Raw genomic sequence first — 22,104 nt, 5'->3', positions numbered from 1 at the left:
GAGAGGATCAGTTTTGATTGGCGAACAGGGGTCAACGAGGAGAGGATTTTCCACCAAAGAAGATATTGATGAAACATGGGTTGATGGTTATGAAGTTTGTACTTTCCTTAGAATAAGTGAACGCACACTCCAGCGGCTACGTTCCAACGGACAAGTATCCTATTCTATAATATCAGGGAAAAGTTACTATCAGATCAAAGAAATCAAGCGTTTGTTAGAAAACCGTTTGATTAAATCGGGAAGTGATTGTCTTGATGATTTAATAAAGCAACACAAGCAGTATAACGAGGTTCGGCGGAAGAATAAACCTTGAGCTACATTTCCGTCATTTCAATTGCCCTCTTTGTTTTTGCATCTGTTACAGATTAATCTAACCTATTCTCGCAAAGAGTTAAAAATATGTTTTCACCGCAAATTCAAATTGTTCAATGAATACTTTTTTGAAGGCAGAGATATTATTCTGTTCATAGAAAAGCAACATCGCCTTTTTGTAGTCTACCGAATCTACCGAACGAAAAGATATAGGGCAGTAGTTGTTTGCTACAAGAATAGCATTACTGGTGATACGAGCAGTCCGTTTATTTCCATCAGCAAATGCTTGTATATATGAAAGCAAAACCAGTGTCAATAGAGCTTTCTCAAAAATATTCTCTTTACTATTGATTAGATCACAAGTATCAGCGAGTGCTTCTCGTATTTGAAACTCATTATCTAAAGGACGATAGTTGGTTCCAGTTATGCCTACACGACGATGGCGAATGTTTCGTTCAACTCCCAACTCCTTGATAAGAAGACTGTGTATGTCTTCTATTTTTTTTACGGATAAAAGCATTAAATAATCCGGATTGTCCAAGATGAAGTCAAAAGCATCTTTATGATTAAGCAACATTATTGCTTCCTCTTTCGTTTTTCCGCTGGCTGTTTGCTTCTCGTTAAGTAAGCGTTCGGTTTCCAGCAGAGAGTACGTGTTTCCTTCTATTTGAGAAGACTTCCAACTTAAATCAACTCCCAATCGTTCCATTTCCTTGCGATATTCGGTAGAAGTCATATCAGAAATATTTTGCCTAAATGTCTCCTGCAGAGAAAGTAAGAAGTCGTTCTCTTCAGGAGTAAATAGATTGACTTTGGGAAGAATGTCACGGATTAAATCAAAATTATATCCTGTTTGGATTTGACGTTCATCAATCTCTTTTAGGAAGTAAGTATCTAAATCCAGAGGCATTGTTACGTGAGCCTGTGATGATAGCTTATACCGGGTTGATGGACCTCGACCGGAAACTTCGATATCCTTCTTTTCAACTGAATTTGCTAATATGCGCTTTATGGTTGCGGCACTTGCTGTTGTCTGAATTCCAGTCATCAATTCCGTTCTGGATGATAACGGGTTAAAATGCAGATACTGTAATATTTCTACTTCAAGAGTCATGATTTGATATTTTTATCGGCTCAAAGATATACATTTATAATCAAATATCAGCTCGCTCTGAGCCGATATTTATGTGAAATAAATAAAATATGAGCCGATTTTCGCATAAATGCTTTGTAAAAACAAAAAGAATATCTACATTTGTAAATGTAAATTATGTGCGGTCAAGAGAGGCCAAAGCGGTGACAAACAGGACTATATTTGTATTCCTAAAGTGTTCACCTTGCAGCAAAAATAAAGATAAAACGTTGATATTGAGGTATGGATTGTAGTACTTAATGAGTCCCGTCCGTTCCGCAAAAAATAGAAGCCTTGATAACAAATAAGTTATCAAGGCTTTTTATTTTCTAAGCTGCTCTCAGATCGGGTCACAGATCACGAAACAACATAAATGCCGAAAGAGTTAAAAATATTTTTCTTGCAATTGAAGTAAAAGGTAATAGTCTATTCAGATGTTGCTGTTTAGTAACAAACAGCAACAACCGTTTTTTTGAATCTTTTATTTATTGGGTGTTTCCCACTTTTTTGTAGTTCTACAGGCCGCATTTATAATTTGGTTGCCTATTTGAAAGCGGAAATCACCTTCTTCTAAAATCCATTTACCATCGTAACCGACAAAAGCGAGATCGGAGCCTTTCACTTTTAGTGTAATGGTTTTTGTTTCGTTTGGTTTCAATTCCACCTTTTCAAAAGCACGGAGACGACGAACATCGGGGGTTAGAGAAGCAACAAGGTCACTACAGAATAATAAAACACTCTCCTTGCCGATGCGGTTACCGGTGTTTTTTACATCAACCGTAAAGGTCAATTCTTCGTCAGCGGTAAAACTTGTTTTATCTACCTTTAAGTTGCTGTAAGCAAAAGTAGTATAGCTCAAGCCATAACCGAATGCCCATTGCACGTTTACAACCGCGTCATAATTGTAAGCACCTTCCATCTGCCTGCCAATATGCTCACTTGGTTTGTGGTCGTAAGTTACAAGCGAATTGATTTCCTTCGGATAGGTAAAAGGCATTTTACCGCTGAAGTTAGTATCTCCGGCAAGTAGGTTGGCTAAGGCATCCCCGCCATAGTTTCCCGGAAGCATGATGTTGACTACTGCTTTCGCTAAGGGTTCGATCTCATTGATGATACGTGGACGGCCCTGATTGAGAATCAGCACAATAGGCTTTCCGGTAGTGGCCAAGGCTTTGACCAGGTTCAGTTGGTTAGCCGAAAGGATCAGATTATTCAGATTTCCCACCGTTTCGCAATAGGAATTTTCTCCGATACAGGCGATAATATAATCAACTCCTTTTGCCGCCGCGACAGCCTTTTCGATTTGAGGATCGTTTTCTTCCCACCAGCTACCCCCTTGTTTATAGGTAACCCCTGCTTCGTGAACAATGTTGTTTGCTCCAAATTTATTCCGGAAAGCTTCAAGGATCGTATTCTGGTCTGCCGCACATTCGTCTGCTTTGTCGCCCTGCCAGGAGTACGACCATCCTCCGTTGAGCGTACGCATGGAGTTGGCATTTGGTCCCGTAAGCAAGAATTTCTTTCCTTGTGGCAATGGCAGGATATTGTTTGTGTTTTTCAACAATACAATTCCTTCTTCAGCAGCACTCAGAGCAACCTTCGCGTGTTCATCGCTTCCGAATAAAGGGAAGTCGGCATGATTATATGCCGGCGTATCAAATAGTCCTAAGCGGTATTTCAAACGTAATACACGGCGTACGGCATCGTCGATACGGCTCATCTTTACTTCCCCTTCTTCAACTAACTCTTTCAATAACGTGCAGAAAGTCCATTCGTAGGGAACCATTGACATATCAATCCCCGCGTTGATGGCCATCTTGATCGCTTCTTTTTTGCTTGAAGCTACTTTATCACGCGTGTAAAGATTATTGATATCCGCCCAGTCGGTGACAATCAGTCCATCCCAGTTCAGATCTTGTTTTAACCATTCGGTAAGCAATTCGTAGTTCGCATGGAAAGGAAGCCCATTGTTCGTTGCCGAATTAACCATTACGGTAAGTGCCCCTGCCCGGATGGCTTCAAGATGCGGAGCAAAATGTTTCTCCCGCATATCCTGAACGGAAATAGAAGAAGGCGTACGGTCTTTGCCAGATACAGGAACGCCATACCCCATGTAATGCTTCATGCTGACGGCCACGCTATGCGGACCGATATGATTCGGATCTTCTCCCTGAAAGCCTAACACAGCTTCACGTCCCATAACCGTATTCACATAGGTATCTTCGCCATACCCTTCCCACTGACGAGGCCAGCGCGGATCACGGCCAAGGTCGACCACAGGTGCGTATGTCCAGGGGAGACTTCCCGCCTTTGTTTCATAAGCCGAGATACGGGCTCCTTCGCGTACCAGGGAACGGTTGAACGAAGCCGCCATATTGACTCCTTGCGGGAAAAGGGTTCCTCCCATCGTATAGGTGGTCCCATGGATTTGGTCTACCCCATAAATACAAGGTATTCCAATCTCTTTCATCGATTTATCCTGGATGATCTTAATGATACGTTCCCACTCCTGGGGAGTCTGTGCGATACCGGCAGGCACATTGAGAATAGAGCCTACCTTGTATTTGCCAATGACCGAGTCGAGCAATGCCTCATCAATCTGAAAGCCTTTTTTACTTTCTATGCCCTGAATAGCCATATAGATGCCCATAAATGTGTCTTGTCCGGGCATTTCATCCGTAAGTTCAAACTGATCTTCCAAGCCGTATTTGGCAAGGAGAGCTTTCAGGTCGTCCACCTTGAAGTTCTGCATATCGATTCCTGCGAAAGGATTGGTACGCAGAGTGATGGCATCGATAGCCAATTCGGTCATCTGCCCGATCTTCTCATCAAGTGTCATTTTCCTGAGCAGCGATTCGATTTTCTGTTCCATCATTTTATCCTGCGGAATGGCAGGAGGAACATTCGTTTGTTGTGCGCAAATGTTTGTCATCAAGGCGACACTAACAAGGGATAATAGATACTTTTTCATTCTATTCATTTTAGTTTCAATACATCATTTGTTTTCACATCCTTCGCTTCAGCTATTACGGCATCCAGTGTCGCTTTTATGTTTCTGGAAGAAGCGGCAACCAGCAATTTATACGTACCTCTGTCTGTTACCCATGCACTTTTACTTTCATCATAGGAAGCCAGATCGGCAGCGGAAACAGTCAGGGTTATAGTCTGGCTTGAGCCGGGTTCCAATTCCTTTGTTTTGGCAAAAGCCTTCAACTCCTGCATAGGTTTACCTAAAATACTAGTCGGAGCCGAGACATAAAGCTGAACAACTTCTTTTCCGCTGATTTCGCCTGTGTTCTTCACATCTACGGTAACGGTAAATACTCCGTCAGCGTTTTTCACTTGCGCATTGTTGTATTCAAATGTGGTATAAGACAGCCCATAACCGAATGGGTAAGACACCTCTTTCTTATAGGTATCGAAGTAACGATAACCCACATAAATATCTTCTTCGTAGATGGTATAATCAATGTTGCGTACCGGTTCCGCTTTCTTTTCAGTATCACCACCCATGATATGAGCCATCCCTGCATTTGATTTAGGAGGATCAATAGGGAAGTTTGTCGAAGATGCGGCATCCATAAGCTTCACAGGAAAAGTCATTGTTAATTTGCCGGAAGGATTAACCTTTCCATTCAAAATATCGGCTACTGTGTTACCACCTTCCTGACCGCCCTGCCATGCGAGCAAGATGGCATCAGGTCTGTTTTTCCATGAAGCGGTTTCGATTACGCCACCGATGTTAAGAATTACGATCGCTTTCTTTCCTAATGATTGGAACGCTTTCGATACGTTTGCAATCAATTCTTGTTCTTCGTTCGTTAGCTCAAAATCGCCAGCCGGTTTACGATCAATAAACTCGCCCGATGTTCTTCCGATGGTAATCAAAGCTACATCTGCGCTCTTCGCCTGTTTATTTAGTTCGCTGGCTGCCGGAACAAACTCACCGGGGCGGACTTTAGGCATAAATGCTGCGTATTTATTATTCGGATCAGGGGCATTTTTCGCATTCTCTTTTTCTATATACTCTTCATATTGGGTTTTGAGGGCTACATCGAGTGTGTATCCGGCATTTTCGAGTCCTTGGACCAGCGAAACAGTATAAGCCTCGTTGACATCGCCACTGCCTGTACCGCCTGCAATAAAATCATAGGAGGTGATGCCATAAGCCGCCACATTCTTCACGGAAGTCGGAAGCGGAAGTGCTTCTTTTTCGTTTTTCAACAACACCATGCCTTCGCCGGCCGATTGCCGTGTGACTCCTGCATGTGCATTGAGGTCAGGTGTATTGGAATATTTGTACCCTTTGAAACGGGGCGACTTTAAGATGAGTTCAAGAATACGCTTTACGTTTGTGTTGATATCAGCCTCGGCTAGTGTGCCGTTTTGTACGGCTTCAACAATGCTTGAGAATTGTTTGGGGGATCCGGGCATCAATAGGTCATTGCCCGCATGCATCTGTGCCGGAGCGTTTTTCCCACCGAACCAATCGGTCATTACGGTGCCTTTGAACCCCCATTCATTACGTAGTATGGTGGTTTGCAAATCGCGGCTTTCGGAAGCATATACTCCATTGATGAGATTGTAGGAGGACATAATAGTCCATGGATCGGACTCCTTAACGGCAATTTCAAAGCCTTTGAGGTAAATCTCGCGTAAAGCACGTGGAGTGACACGGCTATCGTTATTCATGCGGTTGGTTTCCTGGTTATTCGCAGCGAAATGCTTTAGCGAAACACCCACTCCGTTGCTTTGTACGCCACAAGTCATAGCGGCTGCAACTTTACCGGAAAGGATAGGATCCTCAGAATAATATTCGAAGTTGCGTCCGCAAAGCGGGTGACGATGTATATTCAGAGCAGGGGCTAGTAATACATCGACACCATACTCCAGTACTTCGTTTCCCATGGCCTGACCTACCTGTTCCACCAGTTCGGTGTTCCAGGTCGAGGCAAGCAAGGTGCCTATGGGAAAGGCAGTACAGTAGTAAGTATCCGGGTCATTCTCGCGGATGGGCGAGATTCTTAATCCGGCAGGGCCGTCGGCCAATACGATTGCCGGAATACCCAAGCGGGGTATGGGGTAGGTGGTTCCGGCGGCTCCGGGCACCAGCAATTTAGTTTCGCCTACTACCGCGCTATCGCCCGTTAGTCCGCCCATGCCTGTGCCAATTAATAATTTTACTTTTTCGTCGAGCGTCATGGCTGCAATAACTTTATCGACGGGGGCTTTCCCGAGTTGGGGAACTCTCTTTGCGCATGATGCAAGAAGCATGGCAGCGGTTAGGCTTGTGAGAATGATTATATTCTTCATAAAGTTTCCAAAGTGTTTATATATGAAACGCAGATTTTTATGTAAAATAATAATCTGCGTTTCGGAATAATAATAACTGATTATTTAAACAACATCGGCGCAAACTCTGTCAGATAAATACGCCAGTTATCCCATGTGTGCCCGCCGCCGCTTTCGCGCCAGGTATATTTGAAACCTATTTCATCCATCTTCTTCATACTTTCTGTCACGCCTTTGTACAGGAAGTCTGTGTTGCCACAAGCGATCCAGTATAGTTTGAAGCCGTTCTTCTTCTGAGCTTCCAGCTGTTTGATGAACTCATCTTGTACTTTCTGCATCTCGGTGGCGTTAGCGTTGGGGTTACCCATACCCATCATAGTCGCAATGGGAGGAGCAGAGAAGACACCAACGTAATCGAACGTATTAGGATACTGAGCCGAGATGGTAGCAGAGTGCATACCACCCATAGACAGACCGGCTACAGCACGATTCGCTTTGCCTTTCTTCACACGGTAGTTGTTTTCAATGAACTTCATCACATCGCCGAAGCTATCTTCCATACTGGCAACGGCTTCTCTTGGTCCACCACCCATAGCGGGAGTGTATGCGCGGTTTGTTTCTTCGGGTGAAGCGTTATTCTGTGTATGGCCGTTGGTCATCACTACGATCATCGGTTTGGCTTTTCCCTGAGCAATCAGGTTATCCATGATCTGAGCCGTACGTCCCAAAGCAATCCAAGCTTCTTCGTCGCCCCCTGAACCGTGAAGCAGATAGAACACCGGGTAGCTCTGCTTGTCGTTTTCGTACCCGGGCGGGGTATAGATGGTTATGCGGCGTTCTTCTTTCAATGTAGGGCTGTTGTACCAGCGGCGAGCAACCGTTCCGTGGGGAACTTCGTTGACACTGTACAGGTCGCCCAAACCACCTTTAATAATGAAAAGGTTGGTTATCGAGGCCACGTCGCGTTTCATCATGATGTTGCTGGGGTCGTTCATCTGCAAGCCATCGACTCTGAAGGTGTAACTGTACAGTTCGGATGCCAGTGGTTCGGGAGTAGTGAATTCCCATATACCCTCTTTGTTTTCTTTTAACTCCGCTACTCCGGGAACGTCGAACTTACCATAGGGTGTGTCCATCTTTTGAGTGGGGAGGAAGTCTCCGGTTACTTCAACCTTGACGGCCTTAGGAGCGCGCAGGCGGAAGGTTACCGTGTTGTTCTCGTGGATTTCGGGAGAGATAATTTGTGAACCTCCCCAAAGAGCTTGTTGCGCGAAGGATGCAAAGCACACCATAAGTAGCGCGGATAAGATAAATAACTTTTTCATTGTTTCTTTTTTAATTATAATAGTGATTACCAATTATCATTCTGTTTCATATTCGGATTCAGGTCCAACTCCTTGCGCGGAATAGGCAACAGCTTGTGTTTTGCCTTAAAGCCGTAAGTAGAGTTGTTAAACAGGAATTCGGCTCCATTGAGTGAGAAGGCGGGTATTTGTTTACCCTGCTCTGCCATTGCTATTTCCGCGTCGCCCCAGCGAACGAGGTCCTGATAGCGAACACTTTCCAGGCAAAGTTCGAGGCGCTTTTCGATTTTTACATCGTCTAACGTCACGGATGTCAGAGGAGTGAGACGAGCGCGAGTGCGTGTCTGGTTGATGTAGTTGAGCGCTTTATCTTTGTTTCCCCCCATGACATGAGCTTCAGCGGCCAACAGTAATACTTCGGCGTAGCGCATGACGCGCAGATTGATATACTGGAGCGCCTGGAAATATGAAGCATCGTAAATGCAGTCTTCCCGTAATGCCCGGTTCTTCCACATAAAATACCCTTCGTGACCTATTATGCTGGCGCCCGGCTGTACGGTGATTCCGATGGCCTCCATCTGCGAATAGCTGCGCAGGGTATTGTTGAGGCGGTAACCGTCGGCTCCTTCTGCAGCGACAAAGGCGTCATACAGGCTTTTGCGTGGGTTCATGAACCCATAAGTGCCGGTGGCAATGTACGACATGGCATCCCCGTTAACGTTCAGTTTGTCGGAACGCCAACCCGTCATGATGAAGGTCATTGTCATTTGAGTCCATGCCTGTTCCGAGTCGTTGCGCTTCTGCACTTCGAGCATCGATTCGCTGCTGCCGTTGGCGGTTACGTGAAGCAACATATCGTAATCGCCTTCATATAGTCTGTATTTGCCCGATTCGATAACCTTGTCGAGTATTGAGGCCGCATCAGCATACTTGTTCTGAAACAGGTAGGCCTTTCCGAGCATGGCCTGAGCTACTTCACGGGTGACGCGGATTGTTGTTTCGCTGTCGTTCGCATCAGCTTTAGATGGCAACGCACCCGAATCGATGGCATCGTTTAGGTCGCTTTCGATGATGCTCCATAAGGCTTCGGGTGTACTGTTACCTTGGCGGTACTCGCCAGGTTGCAACAGGTGATCGACTACCGGCGCGGTCCCGAAGAGCGTCACCAGTTCGAAGTTTGCCCAGGCGCGGAAGAACTTAGCCTCAGCTACGGCACGTTTCTTTATATCACTGTCGGGTGTCAACAAGTCGATAATCAGGTTTGCATTATAAATGATACTGTACATGCCCGAGTACATATCTTGAACCATGCTGTGATCGGTGTCATAAGTGTACTCGTTGAGTTGTTCCATACTGGCATTATCGCCACGTGAACCGCCACCGCACCATATATCGTCGGCCAATAGATTCTTTGTCATGTACCAGTTGTAGTAGTTGCCGCCCCAACTCGAGTATAATGAAGCCAGTGCCTGTATGGCATCCGCGTCTGTTTTGTAAAAATCTTCCTGGCCACCCAGGTTACCGTGTTTATCAATGTTGAGACGGTCTTCGCAACCGGTATTCAGTATCGGCAGCAAGCCCAGTAATAGGATATAGATATATTTTGTTTTCATCGTTCGTATCTATTTCGTAGTTAATTAAAATACAATATTAAGTCCAAATACCACTTTCTTGGACGAAGGATAAGATCCTTTGTCTATCCCCATCCCTGAGGTTGAGTTAGCCGCCGCTTCCGGATCGAAGCCGGGGTACTTGGTGAAGGTGAAGAAATCGTCGAGCGAACCATAGAGGCGCAGGTTGTTCACGAAAAATTTTCTCGTCCAGCTTTTGGGTAGGGTGTAGCCAAGCTGTATCTGCTTGATTTTGAAGAATGAGCCATCATACACTAAGGCGTCAGACGTTTGGTACTTGTCCATGTTGGCTGCTCCGGCGCGTGGTACTGTTCCCGATTTATTATCTGTCGTCCAGCGGTTGTCGTAGAATATCTCTTTCAGTTTATTGGATGCTGCAAAGTCCGGGCGGTTGATGCAATTGAAAATGTCGTTTCCCTGTGAACCCGTACCGAATACTGTGAGGTCTAACCCCTTCCAGGCAGCCGACAATGTGATACCGTAAGTGAAATCGGGGATAGCATCACCGATATAATCCAGATCGCCATCGTTCAGCGTGCCACTTTCGTCCAGGTCGTGGAAAGTAGGATCGCCGGTTTCAGGATCTACCCCTTTAAATTTATAGCCGCGGAAGTAGTACACCGGTTGACCTTTTTCGAAATAAGTAATGGTGCTTGTGTGGAAGTTTACTCCCGACAAGCGGGTGATAGACGGGTCTATATAGGTAACCTTGTTCTTGAGTGTGGCCAGATTGGCACGGATACCGTAACTGAAATCACCGATCTGGTCGCGCCAGCCCAGTTCAATCTCAAAACCTTTATTGCTAACGTCACCGGCATTCATGGGCGAGGTAGTTCCACCGATAATCAATGAGGGAGTAGTTCCCGACACCAACAAATCCTTAGTCTTTTTGTCGAAGTAATCCAAACTCAATGTGAAGCGGTCTCTGAGCATACGCAGGTCGATACCCACGTTAATCTGCTCGGATGTTTCCCATTTCAGTTTGTCATTACCCATCGTCGACGGAGCGGCGCTGGTTATATATGTATTGCCCAAAACAAAGGGATAGATACCGCTTAACGCCATATCGGTGCTGTACGGATATCCGCTTAATGCGGCCAGAGAACCGTTTTGACCCCAGCTTGCGCGCAGTTTCATACTGCTTATCTGATTCTTCAACGGAGCGAAGAACTGTTCTTCAGACACTGTCCACCCTGCCGAAACAGCCGGGAAGTATCCCCAACGGTTGGTTGGAGGAAGCAGGGATAGGTCGGCAGCATCGGCACGCAGCGAAGCCTGCAACAGGTAGCGCCCTGCAAATTCGTAACCTATACGCCCGAAGTACGACAGTTTGGCCGAGCGTGTCTTTTCACCGTTCACAGCCTTGGTCGCCGAGGCCGAACCAAAGTTGAGGTAATAGAATAATGGATCGTTCTTCTTTAACGCATCCTCGCCATTGGCCGACAGGCTACCGTATGTATAGTCGTAGGTCGATTCCTGAAACGACATACCTGCCATTCCTGTTACGGTATGTTGTCCGAAGGTTTTCACGTAGTTGGCAAAGTTCTCCCATTGGTAATAGATGGTGGTCGATGAGGTGGCATTATAACCTACATAATCACGGCTCTGTACCGAGTTGCCGTAGAAAGGCAAATCTGTAGATGATTGGCGGGTACCGGAGAGACGATAGCCCAGGCGCGAAGTAAACGTAAAATCTTTGATCGGGTTGAAATCGGCATAGATAGAACCATTCACGTTGAAACCGCTGTTCTTGCCGATGTTGTTGTCGCGCATAATCATCGGGTGATACTGCTCGCCCGAGTAATAATTGGAAACTGCATAATAATTACCGTTTTCATCCGTCAATAGATGCTTGCCATTGTTCAGGGCATTCAGCATATGTGTCGGTAGATTTTCACGGGTGTATGTGTCGGGTGTCAGCGGATCGAGCTGAAGGATCGATGTCAATAAACTACCATATTCGCTGTTTGTGGAAACGCTACGTGTATTGTACTTCTCTACTTGATTGGTAGTACCCACTTTGAGCCAGGGCTTAATCTTGTATTCAGAGTTGATGGTAGCCGTCAGGCGTTTGTACACATCGGCATCACCCTTTACAATACCGTTGTTATCGAGGTAGCTGAGCGACAGATAGTAATTCCCTTGCTCGCCTCCGTTGCTAAAGGATACGTTGTGCTTCTGCATCCGGCTATTTTCGAAAGCTACATCCGTCCACGTGGTATTGGTTACACCGTTCCAGTTGCTCCGCAGGAAATCTTCGGTAAAGGTATTTGACTCTACCATATAATTAATGTACTCTTCAGCGCCCAACATTTTGGGGATACGCGCCAGCGATTGCGACGACCACTGGAAGTCGTATGTGATCTTTCCCTGTCCGGCTTTCCCCTTCCGGGTGGTGATAAGTACAACACCGTTACCGGCTTCTGCTCCATAGATAGCTGCCGAAGCGGCATCTTTTAATACTTCCATCGAAGCGATATCATTCGGATCAATTCCGCTAATGTCCGATAGGCGAATACCGTCTACTACATAAAGAGGATTGGATGATACGTTAGAAGAGTATCCACGTACCCGTACCGTAGGCGAAGCACCAGGAGCAGCCGATGTCTGTATAACCTGTACCCCCGCGGTTTTACCCTGCAACGCCTGCTGCGCATTACTGATGGTACGGTTTTCCATATCTTCCGGTTTTACCTGCGAGATGGCACCCGTGACCGAACTCTTTTTCTGTACGCCGTAACCTACAACCACTACTTCGTCCAATGCTTGGGCATCTTCTTTCAGTATAATGTTGACCACTCCGGCAACCGCGTTTTTTTCCTGTGTTGCATAACCAATGTAGGAATAAACAACTACTGATCCTTGCTTTACGGTCAGCGCATAATTACCATCTATATTGGTAATTGTACCGTTAGAGGTTCCTTTTTCGAGTACGCTTACTCCAATCAGCGGTTCTTTATTCTCATCGAGAACCGTACCCGAAATCTTAATAACTTCCTGAGCAAACAGGAGTGGCATCGTTGTAACAAAGAAAAGAGTTAAAATAAAAAACCTTTTCATTGTTACGTGTTTCAAACTTTTTTTCATTTGCTAAATATTAGATTGTTAAACTTGTGTTTACCACATCAATAATTGATATCGCAATATTAGAGCAAAAGGAAGGAAGCCATTTTTCGGTGCGTACAAATGGTTTATAGGATTGTTCAAAATCGTTTTTCTATTTGTTCAAATGTTTATGGATTTATTCAAAAGATGCTCTGAAACAGTTGTTCAGGGCTATTATGCAGGGGAAAGCTGATTTTAATGTGTACATTTGTGTTATACTTAAACAATACTAATGGGACACTACAAACACCTTCCGTTTATTCTTTTTCTACTTATTTTCGTATCGTGCGAACAGGTAGAAGATAGAGATTATAACATCGAAACCAACTCTACAATAACAAGCGACATTTCCAATCAACAGATTACCGGATTTGCAGAGGATAGCTTCGGTCATATTTGGGTCAGCACGTTTCGTGGGCTTAATAAATATAATGCACAGGAGTATCACCAGTATTTTAATAGCAGCGATTCATTGACTATTCCCGATAATCAGGTGCGATCCATGTTGTGCGATTCCCAAAATAGACTATGGATAGGTACGGTCAATGGCATCTGCCGGTATACCGATCAGGATTATTTTAAAAGAATTCCCAATGAAGGTAACGGGCGGTATATATATCAGATATTGGAAAATCAGGAAGGACGTTTGTTCCTGAATTTAGCCGTAGAAGTGGCAATATATATTCCTGAAGAGGATAAATTCTGCACAGGTATCACGGAACAGGCCGACAGCAATACCTTTATTGTAAAGTGTTTTATAGATGGAGAGAACAATCTTTGGGTGGTTAATCCTTACCTGATACGTTGTTACGATTCAACGACCCTGGAACTGAAAGGTAGTTATGACACAAACGAGCAATATGTTCAATACGCATTCTTGCGGGATAATGGAGAATTGTGGCTTGTATCTTCGAATAAGTTTTTCCTTTTCGACACCCGTTCAGGCGCGTTTATGGAAAAACCGGAAGCTATACGCCGGCATCCTAAATTGTCATCGGATGTAGTTATTGAATACATTCACCCTTACAATTCCTCTTCGCTGCTTATCTATACACAAGATGGATTCTTCCTATACAATTATGCTGAAGACATAGTGATCTATCAAGACGAAGCGGGCTTTCCTTTTGATCCACCCAAATTCAAAGTGACCTCCATATTTACCGATTCGCAGAAGAACCTGTGGATTGGCTCGTTCGATCAGGGCTTTGTGATTTACTATGATTATAAGGAACGTTTCAATAACAATAACTATCTGCGCACTTTTACGGAGAACTTATCCGTTGTTTCATTGAAAATGGATCAGGATAACCAACTATGGATAAACACCTCTGTCGATGGTGTATTTGTGTATGATATGGATCAGAATATTATTCGCCCGGTAGATACCGGGCATTTCTTCCCGGAAAAGAAATACCTGCTCACGCAGGTGAGATCCCTTTTTGTAGATGATGAAAATAAGATCTGGCTTAGTGCAAATACAAAGGTCATCCGTTGTCGGTACGACGATAAGAAACACAAGCTGGTAGAAGAAAAAACATATTGGCTACCCATGGTTAATTCGCAGATGGTACAAGATCGTAATGGGACAATCTGGGTGGCAACTTACAGCAATGGTATTTATGCATTGCGTCGGGGGGCTGAACAGTTTGAAGAGATCAAACTATATCCACCATCGTTTACTTTCATCAATGCATTAATGCCACTTTCTACCGGAGAAATACTGGTCGGTTCTTATCCGTATAATCCGCGGTTGATCAACCCGGATACATGGGAGGTTTCAGAGATTGACGTCTATCCGAACCTCAAACCTTCCACCATGTTTATTCCGGCTTGTTTCCATGAAGATTCGCAAAAGGATATATGGATGGGTACTATTACGAACGGCATTTTGCGCTATTGTCCGGAGACAAAAGAAATTGAAAATATAGAAGGTGCCGCATGCACTGATATTTCGGCCATAATGGAAGATATGCAGGGTAATATATGGATAAGTACCTTATATGGTTTAAGCAAATATGACCGTACGATAAACAAGTTTACCAACTATTTTAAAGCCGACGGCATTGGAGGCAATCAGTTTAATGAACGGACTACATGCCGGCTGGAGGATGGAACGATTATTTTCGGTGGTACACACGGGCTTACCTTCTTCAACCCGATTGATGTTACATTCAAACGGGATATTCCGTTATTATTCGAAGACCTGAAAATACACAATCAACTCATCCGTCCGTTTCAGAGTAATTGTATCGATAAAAGCCTCACTTATAATCCGCTTATCCGGCTGCAACACGATCAGAATAGCTTTACCATCTCGTTTACAGCCCTCGATTATTCGGAATTTGAGCGGGTGCATTATCATTATATGATGGAAGGTTTTGATAAGCTCTGGATAGATGCGCGCAACAACCGGGAGGCCTATTATTCAAACCTTCCGGCAGGGAAATATACGTTCAAGGTACGCATTACAAATAACGATAAATCGATAGTGGAAGCAGAGAATGCCATTCCCATCCAGATAAAACCTGCACCGTGGGCTACCTGGTGGGCTTATACCTTGTATTGCCTGGTGGTGTTGATGATTGCTTTGGTTATTCTCCGGTTGTACAACCGGAACCGATTGCATAAACTTCGTGTCGTGCAAGCCGAACTGGAAAAAGAGCAGGAGAAGCGCCTTAATGCAATGAATATGAATTTCTTTGCCAATGTCTCGCACGAGTTTCGTACCCCACTTACAATGATCAATGGGCCGGTAACCCAATTGTGTAACAACAAGGCCATTACCGGAGAATCCAAACAGTTGTTATATATCGTTCAGCGAAGTGTCAACCGAATGCTGAAACTGGTGAACCAGTTGATGGACTTTAACAAACTGGAAAATGATACATTGAAGCTGAAAGTTAAGCGGACAGACATTATATCCAAATTGAAACGGCTGGTCGAAGTGTTTGTTATTAATGCCAATGATAAAGGGATAAGCTTAAAAACGTACGGGCTGGAAGATTCATTTCTGACTTGGTTAGACACCGACAAGATGGAGAAAATAACAAGTAATCTTATCTCTAACGCACTTAAGTTTACTCCCGCTGACGGGAAAATAGAAATGGCATTTGATGTCATCTCACGTGATGAGGCAGCGGCCTTATTCCCCTTAACAGCCGAAGATGTGAATATGGAGTATGTCAAGGTTAGCGTTTCCGATTCCGGTCCGGGAATCCCGGAGGAGAAACTGGAAAAAATCTTCGAGCGTTATTATCAGCTTAACGATCAATCGCAGGGAACCTATAATTGGGGAACCGGTATCGGATTGTACTATGCGCGTCAGTTAGCCGGGCTTCATCATGGTTACATCAAAGCGACCCATAATCCACGCGAAAAAGGAGCCCGATTCGTTTATATACTACCTATTGGCGATAACGCCTATACTTCTGAAGAGAAAGAGCACGAATTGAAAAACCAGGAAGAAATGTTCCCTCTTCAAACAGAGGAACACTATCATCTGCCCGATAAAATGAACGACGAGAGTCGCCCTTCTCTTTTAGTGGTTGATGATGATACGGAAGTGGTACATTATCTGAAATCATTGCTTTCCCAGCAATATAATGTAACCTGTCGCTTTGATGTTGAAAACGCTTATAAAGCATTAAAAGAGGAAGCTCACGATTTGGTGTTAAGTGATGTTGTGATGCCCGGCGCGAGCGGATTCAACCTCTGCCGGATGATAAAAGAGGATATTCAATTGTGCCATATTCCGGTTATATTGATTACTGCAAAAGTAACCGTGGAAGACCAGGTAGAAGGACTCGACACCGGTGCCGATGCGTATGTTACCAAACCTTTCGACCCTAATTATCTGTTGGCTCTGATCAAGTCGCAGTTATCCAATCGTGAGAAAGCCCGGAAATTGCTTGGTCAGGCAACCAAGACAGAGAAAATTGCGGATAATGTACTATCGGCACAGGATAATAGGTTCATGACGGAGTTGTACGAACTGATGGAAAATGAACTGTCAAATCCCGAACTGAACATTACCCGGATGACAGAGGTATTGAAGATATCGCGCACCAAATTCTATTATAAAGTAAAAGGGCTGACAGGAGAAAATCCGAATATATTCTTTAAAACCTATAAACTGAACCGCGCTGCAGAGTTGCTGACCGAAGGAAAGTATAATATCTCGGAGGTGGCGGATATGACAGGATTCAGTACGTTGTCGCACTTCTCAGTAAGTTTCAAAAAACAGTTTGGGGAAACTCCGAGTGAGTATCATGGATACAAATAACACAACTGTAAGACAGGTGGTCATCCAGCTTCAACATTGTCCTTTTACTGATTTACCGCAACCAACCATTCTTCCGATAGCGTTGTGGCCTGTATGGATATCCATTTGAAACAAGTCAAGAAGGAAGTAATACAAAAAATAGAGATAGTTGAAAATATGAAATAAAATTCACATCTTTGCAGTGCAAATTATGTGCGGCCAAGAGAGGTCAAAGCGGTGACAAACAGGGATATATTTATTCTCCTAAAGTGTTCACCTTTGCAGCAAAAATAAAGATAAAACGTTGATATTGAGGTATGGGTTGCAGTACTTAACGGCTTCCGTCCATACCGCTGGGAGCCTAAGAAAAGAGGCGCCAACAGTAAGACAAGTCCTTCATATTTAGTGAATATGAAGGACTTTTTATTTTTGTACAGTCTTGGTCGAAAGACAAAAAATTTGCCATTGCCCCATGTAAAACTTGACCAGTCCTTAGTCTGATATATATATACAGTTTACAGTTTTATTCTACGCAATTATTGCGACGAATACACTCCTTTTTCTCCGCATTATAAATTTTCTTCGCATACTTTGCAAAGAAAATCAATAGGGGGCTTAACTCTTTATATGTAATTTAATCTTCTTCATCGCCCAGTCATAATGGCTCGAAGTGGCCGAGACACAATAACTTCCCAGATGGGTAGTGCCAGTCCAGGAGAAATATTTCTTGGTGAAGAGCTCTTCGTCTGTAAAAGAATCAATCAGTTCCATCACATCGGCATGACTTTCTTTCAAAAACACAACAGCCTCATCCAAAGGAGTTATTTGATGCTTCTTCCAGAACTCCACATTCATCTGCGGGTAGGTCTTCCAGTTATACGGATCGGGTAGGAAGCTCACCGCATTCCCGCTCCGGTTTGCCCGCGCCCAATGCAATAATAACCGATGCCACTCATAGAGATGCACCAATACATCCCGCAGGTTCCTGTCCCTATCTTCAAAAGAAAATGTATCCAGCCGTTTCTCTTCCGGCATGGAATCAATCAGTTTCCACAGTTTCTCAAACTGGCTATTAGCCGCGAGTATCAAATCTTGCTTATTGGTTGGTCTTGCCATCATTTATTTCTATTGGTATGAATCACAAAAATAACACATTTAATACAGACGTAGAGTATATGTGTTGTAAATACGGAAGAATATGAAAACAGAAAAAATATTAGCGAAGGAGAATATAGAAAATGATAAAGCAAAGGTAAAAACGAAACCGTTGAGTAGAGTCACTCAACGGCTGGTATTATTTTTTCAAAAGGGCAACATACCTTCACCCAAAATACGAGGGCAGTCCTTTTTTATTTCCAAAGAGGAGTCGCTTCAAGCAATACCCCATCTTCCATGGAATACTGTTCCAGAGATCCTTCTTTGGACTGAACAACAATATAGACCATTTGTTCGTCCGAAGTATTCGTCATGCCACGCACTCCAGAGGGAGAGACGCGTACTACGCTTCCTTCTGCAATATCCCAATACTGGTCATCCACTTGAAACTTACCCGATCCACTCAAAATAATATACGTTTCTTCATTTTGTTTATGCGTATGAAAAAAGGGAAGTTCCGTCTTTGCCGGTAGCACACTCAATGAAATCTCCGTACCCGTTGCCTGGGTCATTTCTTTCAGAAAAGCCTTTCCGTTTGCGGTTTCAGACAAAAGAGAAAGTTTGCCCAAATCAACTGCCGTAAAATTCTTGTCTTCGCTTAGTTTTTTAATTTGATCCATACTTGTAAGTTTTTAATAATTAATAATTGTTCCTATTCGTAACAATGTTACTTTTGTATACAAAAATAGATTGATTAGATAAACAAAACAAGAAGGCACATCGCAGTAAGCCACTTACATAGGTGTAACGATTGTTGGTTAATAAGGCATTATGGAAGAAAAAAAAATAATAAAATTTGAGTCTTTGGGATATTGCCCAGTACGAAACGTCATTGGCCGGTTAGGCGATAAGTGGTCTATCCTCATTTTAACCAGTTTACATGTAAATGGCAAATTACGCTTTAGCGAAATACAACGTTCCATAGGCGACATTTCGCAACGCATGTTGACCGTTACTTTACGTTCGATGGAAGCGGATGGAATCATTCGACGCGAGGTCCATGCCGAAGTTCCACCCAGAGTAGAATATGAGCTTACCCTATTAGGCAAAAGCCTTTTCCCTCATATAAAAGCTTTAGTAGATTGGGCACAGGATAATATGGAAGAAATAAAGACAAACAGAGAAAAGCAGTAAAAACGAGGATAAAAAAGAGAAGAAAAAGACTCACCCGCAAGGATTGAGATAATCTGTAGAAGCGTTTTTTGCCTCTAAATAAAAGTGTCGATAATTGTCGACACTTGTGCTGATATATGTCGACACTTGTGCTGATATATATCGACACTTGTGCCGACAATTGTCAGCAATTTTATTTTGTCGCCTGTTTTTTGTGGTTTGAAAAAGGGTAGTCTCTGATTGTGACTATCTGCTTTCATTTCTGCAACAACTCCAAACCCATACATAATCCGATGTTACCTGATAGGCTAATTGAAACCGGGCTGCCTGTGGGGTACGTGTTTCATACACATCTATCGTGCCGGAGCAAGCGTATGCAAATGGAACGACATGTAGGTGTTTCTTAAAATCGACTTCCTCCTGCCCAATCATCTTAAACAATACTTCTTTGGCGCACCAATGGATAAGCAAATGTTCCACCTCATAAGCCGGATCGATACCCGCTTCCTCTTCGGGATGCATGAAACGTTCTCTTATTTTCAGGATACGCTCTCCACGATATTCAATGTCTATACCGGCAAAAGGTTGTTCCTGCAGCAACAGAGCTACATAGCCTTTAGTATGTGAGATACTGATATATAAAGGATGAGAAGGAAGATAAGGAGCTTCATTCGGATGATAGGCGATTGCTGTTTCTTCTCCGAGCAGTTCCTTCAACAGCAGACGCGTTGCCAGCCATTCCTGTTGACGTTTTTCCGTTCGGATATTCTCCGGCAAAGGGATATAGAGAGAATCTGCACCCAATAAATCCAGCATCTCTTCTGCTGTTTCCCGGATTTGCCAGAGGCCTCTTAAGGGAGAATTATGTTTAAGGAATAGAGGCATAGGAGTCGGACCAATGAAAGGATTGGATTAATTCGATTATATCTTCTTGAATATAATGTATGGCAGGAGCCAAAGAATCAGCATTCGGTTTGGCATCGAAGAACAATGAACCACGAAAAAAACGGGAGACACTGTCTGTCAACATAAACTGAATCGGAGAAGGAGAATCTCCCCCCAAAAGAAAAAGAGAGCCATATACCTTGTACTCTGCATTTGTATATTCTTTTTCTCTTATCGGTTCCAAACGGGCATGACGCGCCACCAAGGAGCGGTTTTCCTGTTCTATTTCTTCAAATGATTCCGGAGTTATCGACAAATAGGTACAGTAGACCTTCGCCCCCAAAGACGGATAAGCCAGATGAATCCAGTCGCCCTCTTGCACTCCCGGAGACTCGATTGTCACCCATTGAGAAATATGAAACTGAAAAGGTAAATTTTTATCGGACAGGAGTTGATAATCCGGTGCCTCTGGCTCGATACGCACATATCCTCTTGGTTTGGGTACGTATTCCGTACAAGAGGAGAGTATCGCCAGGAAAAGAATGCCAAGAAGTATACGACTATGATTCTTCATTTGCGCGCTCTGCATCCGGTATATAATTGAACTTTACTTTCTGGATACGCCGGTTATCCATTTCCAATATCTGGAAACGATATCGACCTTGTTCTATGATCTCCCGTCGACAAGGGAAGTCCCCTTTTATCTCCAACAGAAGACCGGCCAGGGTTTCCACTCCTTCCGTCAACTTGCCGAAATCACTTTCTTCGGCAGCAATCACCCGGAAGAAATCCGTCAACAGTATCTTTGCTTCAAAGATATAACTTCCATCAGCCAGGCTGATATATTGTTTCTGATCTTCATCATATTCATCGGATATCTCTCCGACTATTTCTTCGAGAATATCTTCCATTGTCACAATACCGGAGGTGCCGCCAAACTCATCGACAACAATAGCCATATGGATTTTATTCGTACGGAACTCTTCCAACAGATCGTCGATCTTTTTCGTTTCCGGAACAAAATAAGCCGGACGAATCAGGCTTTGCCAACGAAAGGTATCCGGTTTATCGATATAAGGAAGTAGGTCTTTAATATATAATATTCCTTTGATATTATCCTCTGTATCTGCATAAACAGGGATACGAGAATAACCAGATTGCACAATAAAGTCGATCACTCCCCGGAAATTTATTTTGATATCGATATCGTCCATATCCAAGCGGGAAGTCATTATCTCATCAGCTGTCTTATTATAGAATTTAATAATCTCGGCCAGCATCTCCTTTTCTTCCGGTATCTCTGCCGATGTCAGTTCCAGGGCTTTGGATAACTGATCTACGGAAAAATCATATTTCTTTTTCCCTTTCGTTTTGTTGATAAAAAAAGTAGATCCCACTAACAGCTTCGATAAGGGGCGGCAGAAACGTTCAATACCACTTAATACGGATGCGGAAAGATAGACAAAATGTAAGGGATCACGCTGGGCATAGATCTTTGGCATAATCTCGCCGAAAAGCAATAGCAGAAAGGTTAAAATGATAGTCTCCAATACAAAACCCAAAGCGGGTACTGCTGAGAAATCAATCCATGCATTAATCGCATAGGTACATAACATAACAACAGATACATTCACGAAATTATTAGCAATAAGAATAGAAGCCAATAGATATTCCGACCGGCCTAACAAATGTTCTATCGTCTTATCCGAAGATGTTTTACCCTCACGGATGGTGTTTAAATCACCGGGAGAGAGAGAGAAGAAGGCTACTTCAGAGGCAGATACAAAGGCGGATACACATAATAATAATGCTGCCACACCAAAAGCGATAATAGAACCTGCTGACAGTCCAGAGAAAGTTATCTGATCAAATAAATTCGAAAAATAGTCTGAGTCCAAGGAATCTTGTATTAGT

At 43.6% G+C, this 22,104-nt stretch carries 14 protein-coding genes; 3 read left to right on the top strand and 11 right to left on the bottom strand.

Annotated elements, in window-relative coordinates:
- The first annotated feature begins 13 nt into the window (after positions 1–13).
- Positions 14–313 carry a helix-turn-helix domain-containing protein gene (locus tag D0T51_RS09895; protein ID WP_239056785.1) on the top strand — a complete coding sequence of 100 codons (300 nt, stop codon included), beginning with the start codon at positions 14–16 and terminating at the stop codon, positions 311–313.
- 78 nt (positions 314–391) lie between these two features.
- Here D0T51_RS09895 and D0T51_RS09890 read toward each other — a convergent pair whose 3' ends face one another.
- The 6 genes from D0T51_RS09890 to D0T51_RS09865 all read right to left on the bottom strand — a co-directional run bounded on the left by D0T51_RS09890 (position 392) and on the right by D0T51_RS09865 (position 12,731).
- Positions 392–1,426 carry a Fic family protein gene (locus tag D0T51_RS09890; RefSeq protein ID WP_163728725.1) on the bottom strand — a complete coding sequence of 345 codons (1,035 nt, stop codon included), beginning with the start codon at positions 1,424–1,426 and terminating at the stop codon, positions 392–394.
- A gap of 499 nt (positions 1,427–1,925) precedes the next feature.
- Positions 1,926–4,424 (bottom strand): glycoside hydrolase family 3 N-terminal domain-containing protein, encoded by a 2,499-nt coding sequence (locus tag D0T51_RS09885; RefSeq protein WP_163728721.1) that lies wholly within the window; start codon positions 4,422–4,424, stop codon positions 1,926–1,928.
- Positions 4,421–6,757 carry a beta-glucosidase gene (locus D0T51_RS09880; RefSeq protein ID WP_163728719.1) on the bottom strand — a complete coding sequence of 779 codons (2,337 nt, stop codon included), beginning with the start codon at positions 6,755–6,757 and terminating at the stop codon, positions 4,421–4,423. The genes D0T51_RS09885 and D0T51_RS09880 overlap by 4 nt, the downstream gene beginning before the upstream one ends.
- Positions 6,758–6,837: 80 nt before the next feature.
- Entirely contained in the window at positions 6,838–8,061 is a 1,224-nt protein-coding gene (locus D0T51_RS09875) for an esterase (protein ID WP_163728716.1), read from the bottom strand.
- Between the two features lie 26 nt (positions 8,062–8,087).
- On the bottom strand, positions 8,088–9,653 hold the full coding sequence (locus D0T51_RS09870; protein WP_163728712.1) for a RagB/SusD family nutrient uptake outer membrane protein: 1,566 nt from the start codon (positions 9,651–9,653) through the stop codon (positions 8,088–8,090).
- 24 nt (positions 9,654–9,677) lie between these two features.
- Positions 9,678–12,731 carry a TonB-dependent receptor gene (locus D0T51_RS09865; RefSeq protein WP_239056783.1) on the bottom strand — a complete coding sequence of 1,018 codons (3,054 nt, stop codon included), beginning with the start codon at positions 12,729–12,731 and terminating at the stop codon, positions 9,678–9,680.
- A 277-nt stretch (positions 12,732–13,008) separates the two neighbouring features.
- Here D0T51_RS09865 and D0T51_RS09860 point away from each other — a divergent pair, with 277 nt between their 5' ends.
- A complete protein-coding gene (locus D0T51_RS09860; protein WP_163728707.1) occupies positions 13,009–17,058 on the top strand; it encodes a hybrid sensor histidine kinase/response regulator transcription factor in 4,050 nt (1,349 codons plus the stop codon).
- A 594-nt stretch (positions 17,059–17,652) separates the two neighbouring features.
- Here the strand turns inward: D0T51_RS09860 and D0T51_RS09855 are convergent.
- The gene (locus tag D0T51_RS09855; protein WP_163728740.1) at positions 17,653–18,153 is read right to left on the bottom strand and encodes a ClbS/DfsB family four-helix bundle protein; all 501 of its coding nucleotides are present in this window, start codon (positions 18,151–18,153) and stop codon (positions 17,653–17,655) included.
- A 233-nt stretch (positions 18,154–18,386) separates the two neighbouring features.
- Complete coding sequence (locus tag D0T51_RS09850) at positions 18,387–18,812, bottom strand: cupin domain-containing protein (RefSeq protein ID WP_163728704.1); 426 nt, start codon at positions 18,810–18,812, stop codon at positions 18,387–18,389.
- A 166-nt stretch (positions 18,813–18,978) separates the two neighbouring features.
- On the opposite strand from D0T51_RS09850, the gene D0T51_RS09845 reads away from it, so the two are divergent.
- Complete coding sequence (locus D0T51_RS09845) at positions 18,979–19,326, top strand: winged helix-turn-helix transcriptional regulator (RefSeq protein ID WP_373457017.1); 348 nt, start codon at positions 18,979–18,981, stop codon at positions 19,324–19,326.
- A 225-nt stretch (positions 19,327–19,551) separates the two neighbouring features.
- Here D0T51_RS09845 and D0T51_RS09840 read toward each other — a convergent pair whose 3' ends face one another.
- From D0T51_RS09840 to gldE, 3 genes are read right to left on the bottom strand one after another with little or no spacing between them, the layout of a single operon-like run.
- Positions 19,552–20,190: a 4'-phosphopantetheinyl transferase superfamily protein gene (locus D0T51_RS09840; RefSeq protein ID WP_163728698.1), complete on the bottom strand. Its 639-nt coding sequence runs from the start codon at positions 20,188–20,190 to the stop codon at positions 19,552–19,554.
- A complete protein-coding gene (locus D0T51_RS09835; protein WP_163728695.1) occupies positions 20,174–20,764 on the bottom strand; it encodes a gliding motility protein GldD in 591 nt (196 codons plus the stop codon). Before D0T51_RS09835 ends, D0T51_RS09840 begins: the two co-directional genes overlap by 17 nt.
- A complete protein-coding gene (gldE, locus tag D0T51_RS09830; RefSeq protein WP_163728692.1) occupies positions 20,751–22,088 on the bottom strand; it encodes a gliding motility-associated protein GldE in 1,338 nt (445 codons plus the stop codon). The genes D0T51_RS09835 and gldE overlap by 14 nt, the downstream gene beginning before the upstream one ends.
- Positions 22,089–22,104 lie beyond the last annotated feature (16 nt).

The organism is Parabacteroides sp. 52, from assembly GCF_010500925.1.
GTDB lineage: Bacteria > Bacteroidota > Bacteroidia > Bacteroidales > Tannerellaceae > QVMG01.
This window is presented reverse-complemented; position numbering and strand designations above follow the sequence as displayed.